The organism is Oribacterium sp., from assembly GCF_057249185.1.
In genome coordinates this window covers 1-4,381 of the sequence record NZ_DBHIGR010000178.1, presented here as the reverse complement: position 1 = coordinate 4,381, position 4,381 = coordinate 1, and the positions used below count along the sequence as shown (strand labels likewise).

Sequence of the window (4,381 nt, the reverse complement as noted above, 5' to 3'; positions counted from 1 at the left end):
GGAAATCGCCACTGCGAAAACAATAATGCCCAACTGAATAAAACCGCTCATGCCGATTAGAAAGCCAATAAAAATAATGGGAATGGCCAGCTGTGAACAAATAGCACAAACCGGATTAATATTCCGGCTGATGACCAGGGGCATATAGCCTACCGCATCCTGAACAGCATGTCCGCACTCGTGGGCAGCAACACCGATGGCCGCAATGGAGGTGGAGTTCTCCGTGGCTTCCGACAGATTTACCGTTTTGTCCTTCGGGCTGTAGAAATCGCTCAGATGTCCTCTTACGGAAAGCACCTGCACATAGCCGATACCGTTTTTCTGTAAAATAATCTCCGCCGCCTCTCTTCCGCTGATACCTCTTTGGGAACGAACCCGGTCATATTTGGCAAAGGTGGACTTCACCAAAGAAGAGGCCAGCAGAGAAAGCCCCATGCCGATATAGACAAAAATCATTGTGGGATCAAAAAAATAGTATGAATAAGGCATCTTATCCTCCAAATCCTAGTAAGAAAGCAGGGGTATCCAAACGTTTTTTTCCTTCTACCTGAATTTCCAAAATTTCCAAATATCCTTCCCCTGTGGAAAGAAGAAGACGATTGTTCTCCTTATTGCGATACATCTTTCCTATACCGTCCTTCTTCCGAAAGGCCGCCTTCGCTTCCTCCGAAAGACTTTCCGGTAAATGGGCTAAGAGCATATCTTCTTTAATTTCTGAAAAGCTTTGAAAATTCTCCTCTTTCTGCTTGATAACTCTGGCTTTCCAGATCTTAAAGCTTTTCCCGTTGGGAAGAACACTGACTGCAGCAGGCCAGGGATTAAAGGCCCGAACCATAGCTTCAATTTCCACGGCAGGCTTATTCCAATTCACAAAACCGTCCTGCTTTACAATCATACTGCAATGACTGGCCTTTTCCTCTTCCTGAGCTCTCCTGGGGCAATTCCCCTTTTCCAAAAGGCTAAGGGTTTCCAAAATACAATCCTGAGAAAGCAAAGAAAGAGCTTCAAAAAGACTTTCTCCGGTTTCTTCCCCCGTTAAAGGAAGCTTCTTTTGAAGCAGGATGTCTCCGGTATCCATTCCTTCCGCCATCATCATGGTGGAAATACCGGTTTCCTTGTCTCTATGTAAAATAGCCTGCTGAATCGGAGAGGCCCCCCGATAAAGAGGCAGTAAAGAAGCATGAATGTTCACACAACCATAGCGGGGAATATCTAAAACTTCTTTAGGAAGAATCTGTCCAAAGGCAGCCACCACAATGCAATCCGGCTTTAATTCCTTTAAATATGCGAGGAGCTCTACATCCTTTCTCAAGCGATGTACGGAACGCACAGGAAGCCCCAGGTTTTCCGCTGCCTGCTTTACCGGTGTCTTTAGGAGATTTCCCTTTCTGTCCTTTGCTTTATCCTCCTGACTGACCACCAGGAGAATCTCATGTCCTGCCTGATGGATAGCCTCTAAGCCCTTCACTGCAAAGTCCGGGGTTCCCATAAACACGATTCTCAAATCATTTCCTCCTCTTCCAGCTCTTCATACTGCACATCTTCCAAATCTCCCTCTACCTTCTCCGTATACAGGACGCCCTGAAGATGATCATACTCATGACAGAAGGCTCTGGCCAAAAAGCCGGAAGCATCCAAGCTAAAGGGTTCCATGTTCTGATTCAGAGCCTCCACATGGATATTCATGGGGCGGGTAACCTTTCCTTCCTTTCCCGGAACGGAAAGACAGCCCTCTTCTCCGCACTGCTCCTCCTCTCCCACAGCTTCGATTTTAGGATTAATGCATACATAGCGAACACCGTCTCCGATATCCACCACAAAAAGCTGCTTTAAAATCCCCACCTGAGGAGCCGCCAGTCCAACGCCGTTGGCATCGTACATGGTTTCAAACATATCCTGAATCAAATCTCTGGTTTTATCCGTCATTTCCTTAATTTCTTTACACTTCTTTTCCAAAATGGAGTCTCCGATGGTACGGATGCTGCGAATTGCCATAAACTCTACCCTCTCTATAAAAGATCAAACTGGAGCTGAATCAAAGAGCGTTTGTCCTCTTTTCGAAGCTCCTCAACAAATAGATTTCTTAATCGAATGATTATATCATGGGATTCTTGCTTAATATAGATGATTTTCCTAAAATTATCCTTTAGCTTATAAATGGTGGCAGGGAAGGGGCCGAATAGCTCCCCCTTCTCCGCATCCACTATTCCCTGTATTCTTTTGATGGTCTTATCCAGCATCAGACTTAAAAACTCTTCCTCCTGATAGCTGCATTGGATAGCCAGCATTCTGGCAAAGGGAGGATATTCCAGTCTTTTCCGAAACTTCTTTTCCGATTGATAAAAAGCAAAATAGTCCTGTTGCAAAGCCAGATCCAGCACTTCCTCCTCGGGGCGATAGCTTTGAATCAAAACTTCTCCGGGAAGCTTTCCCCTTCCGGCTCGACCTGCTGCCTGAGTCAGAATCTGAAAGGCATATTCCCTGGCCTGAAAATCCGACTGAAAAAACAGCTGCTCCGCCGCCATAATGCCCACCAAGGTGACTTTCGGAAAATCATGTCCTTTTACAATCATCTGGGTTCCCAAAAGGATATCCGCCTTCTCCTCGGCAAAGTCCTGTAAAATTTCTTCATATTTTCCCTTTTTCCCTGTGGTATCTCCGTCCATGCGAAGAATTCTTGCCTTGGGAAAGACTGCATGGCAGATCTTTTCCAGCTTTTCCGTTCCGGTTCCGAAGGGGGAAATGTAGCTGCTGCCACAGTTCGGACAGTTCTTTTCCAGTTTTCTGCTATAGCCACAATAGTGGCATTGTAAAAAGCCGTTTTTATGTAGGGTTAAGCTCACATCACAATGGGGACATTTTAGACTCTTTCCGCATTTTCTGCAGCTGACAAAGGGAGAATAGCCTCTTCTGTTCATAAAGAGAATGCTTTGCTCCCCCCTTTCCAAACGCTTCAGTACCGCTTCCTCCAGCGCTTTGGAAAAAATGGAACGATTTCCCTCCTCTAATTCCTTTCGTAAGTCAATTAAAGTCAGCTTGGGTAAAATACTTCCCTCCACCGCCCTGTTTTTTAAAGTAAAAAGCCTGACTTTTCCTTCCTCCGCCTCCCGGAAAATATTGACGGAAGGTGTTGCTGATCCGAAAAGTACCGGACAGTTTGCCAACTCTCCCCTTTTTCTTGCCACATCCCGACTTTCATAACGAGGAGCGGTTTCCGACTTGTAGGAACGCTCCTGCTCCTCATCGATAATGATGAGTCCCAAATTGGAAAAAGGCGCAAAGAGTGCGGAACGGGGGCCCAGCAAAAGCTTCACCTCTCCGGACCGACATTTTTCCATACTTTCCGCCCGTTCTCCCTGGCTCATTTTGGAATGTAACACCGCCACCTGTCCGGGAAAACGTCCCTCCACCCGCATTCTGCTTTGGTGGCTTAGGGAAATTTCCGGAATCAGATAAATGACTTCCTTACCTTTGGCAAGACAGTCTTCGATTAAACGCAAATACAGCTCCGTCTTTCCGGATCCGGTAACACCGAAAAGCAGGGCGGAAGGCGCTTCCTCCTCCTGAAAATATTCCTGCATTGCAAAAAGAACCTCCTCCTGCTCTGCATTGAGTTTTGGAGCAGGATAGGGGTTTCCATATTGTATCTTTCCCGGCTTTGTTCTGTTTTTCGTCTTCTTCTTTACCGGAAGCACGGTTTTTAAGCATTGATTTAAGGTCGTTCCATATTCTTCCGCCATCCAGATGGCCAGATCCAAAAGCTGTTTTTCTACGGAAAACTCCTTTTCCAAAGGAGAAAGAATGTCTTTAATCTTCTCTTCCGGGAAGTCTGCCAGCTCCTCAATTCCTATCACATAGCCCTTTTTCTTGCCTCTTCCAAAGGGTATCAAAACAGGATCCCCGACGGATAAGGAAAATTCCGTAGGGACCCTATAGGTAAAACATTTATCGATAGATTCATGGGAAATATCTACGATTACTTTGGCAAACAATGCTTACTCCTTATTTCTTGAATCACCTTGGAAAGAGAAAGAGAATTGGAGGCCTTAAACAAAAGCAGGTCTCCCGGCTTAATTTCCTTTTCCAAAGCTATGGAAAGCTCCTCCAAACTAAAGCAGGCTGTTCCGGGAAGAAGCTTTTCTCCCATAGCTTTTCGAATCTCTTCTCCCTTCTTTCCTAAAGTAAATAATGCATCAATGGGGAGAGATTTTAAAAATTCTCCGATTTCCCGATGATAGGCGATTTCATTATCCCCCAGCTCATTCATATCTCCAAGAACGGCAATCTTTCTTTTTGCCCCTTTCTCTGAAGCCAAGACTTTTAAGGAAGCCTTCATGGAATCAGGAGAAGCATTGTAGCTGTCATCAATAATCATAATGCC

At 45.4% G+C, this 4,381-nt stretch carries 5 protein-coding genes; all 5 read right to left on the bottom strand.

Annotation, left to right across the window (positions count from 1 at the left end):
* Positions 1–489 (bottom strand): zinc metallopeptidase (locus tag ACO4PX_RS08885; RefSeq protein ID WP_485572325.1); only part of this gene is annotated, 489 nt, incomplete at its 3' end.
* A 1-nt stretch (position 490) separates the two neighbouring features.
* Positions 491–1,495: a methionyl-tRNA formyltransferase gene (gene fmt, locus ACO4PX_RS08880; protein WP_485572326.1), complete on the bottom strand. Its 1,005-nt coding sequence runs from the start codon at positions 1,493–1,495 to the stop codon at positions 491–493.
* A gap of 5 nt (positions 1,496–1,500) precedes the next feature.
* On the bottom strand, positions 1,501–1,995 hold the full coding sequence (def, locus tag ACO4PX_RS08875) for a peptide deformylase (protein ID WP_304071373.1): 495 nt from the start codon (positions 1,993–1,995) through the stop codon (positions 1,501–1,503).
* A gap of 14 nt (positions 1,996–2,009) precedes the next feature.
* The gene (priA, locus tag ACO4PX_RS08870; RefSeq protein ID WP_485572324.1) at positions 2,010–3,992 is read right to left on the bottom strand and encodes a replication restart helicase PriA; all 1,983 of its coding nucleotides are present in this window, start codon (positions 3,990–3,992) and stop codon (positions 2,010–2,012) included.
* Positions 3,977–4,381: glutamate ligase domain-containing protein (locus ACO4PX_RS08865; protein ID WP_485572323.1), on the bottom strand; the 405-nt coding region annotated here is incomplete at its 5' end. The genes ACO4PX_RS08865 and priA, both read right to left, overlap by 16 nt.